Annotated in this window: 2 protein-coding genes; both read left to right on the top strand. The window is 77.5% G+C overall.

The features are described from left to right. The first annotated feature begins 100 nt into the window (after positions 1-100). On the top strand, positions 101-514 hold the full coding sequence (locus KS423_RS46165) for a PPOX class F420-dependent oxidoreductase (RefSeq protein ID WP_224285614.1): 414 nt from the start codon (positions 101-103) through the stop codon (positions 512-514). Positions 515-639: 125 nt separating this feature from the next. Beyond that, positions 640-1,018 (top strand): NTP pyrophosphohydrolase (locus KS423_RS46160; protein ID WP_224285613.1); only part of this gene is annotated, 379 nt, incomplete at its 3' end.

Here is a 1,018-nt window from a genome sequence, read left to right as displayed (position 1 = left end):
GCGCCCGCGTCCTGCTCCGCACCGCCCGGACCCGCGGGCCCCGGGCGCCGCGCTGAACCACGGCCCGGACCGCGACCGGGCGCCCTCTAGACTTCCGGCCATGACCACGCCCGACCCCTCCGCCGCGGACCGGCTCGCCCGGCTCGTCCAGCTCTCCGCCGGGAGCTACCTGCTCGTCACCACGTACAAGAAGGACGGCACCGCCGTGCCGACCCCGGTGTGGGTCGTGCGCGACGGGGAGGCGCTCGGCGTCTGGACCGTCGCGGACTCCTGGAAGGTCAAGCGGATCCGCAACCGCGCCGACGTTCTGGTCGGCCCCTGCGACGTCAAGGGCCGCCCGACCGGCGAGCAGTACCCCGCCACCGCCGAGATCCTCGGCCCCGAGCGCACCTCCGCCTACCGCACCCTGCTGCGCCAGAAGTACGGCCTGCTCGGCGTGCTCACACTGCTCGGCAGCCGGCTGCGCCGCGGCGAGCGCGGCACCGTCGGCATCCGGATCACCCTGACGGACTGACCACGGGCCCCGGCGCCCCCGGCCGCGCGAGGAGGCCGGGCTCGGCAGCCTCCGCTCCTGGCTCACCACCGGCCCCTGGGCGGGCCCGCGGCCGGGCATCGGGCGGGATGACAGGCTTGGTGACCATGGAACAGAACGAGGCCGCACCGCTCCCCCTGCTGGTGGTCGACGGCGCGAACGTGGTCGGCTCCGTCCCGGACGGCTGGTGGCGGGACCGGCGGGGCGCCGCCCAACGGCTGCGGGACGCACTGGTCGCCGTCGCCGGGCGGGGCGTGCCGGAGCGGCCGGGACCGCTGGAGGTGGTCCTGGTGGTGGAGGGTGCGGCCCGGGGCGTCGCCGGGCTCCCGCAGGTGCGGGTGGTCGAGGCGAGCGGCAGCGGGGACGACCGGATCGTGGAGGTCGTCCGGGCGGCCCGTGCCGAGCACCCGGAGCGGGCCTGCCTGGTCGTCACCGCCGACCGCGAACTGCGAGCCCGGGTCGGCGCGCTGGGCGCCGCCGTGACCG

Origin of the sequence: Streptomyces sp. LS1784, assembly GCF_020103755.1 — a bacterium.
In the GTDB taxonomy this organism is placed as follows: domain Bacteria; phylum Actinomycetota; class Actinomycetes; order Streptomycetales; family Streptomycetaceae; genus Kitasatospora.
The sequence above is the reverse complement of the archived record's forward strand: the minus strand, read 5'-3'. Positions and strand labels throughout refer to the sequence as shown.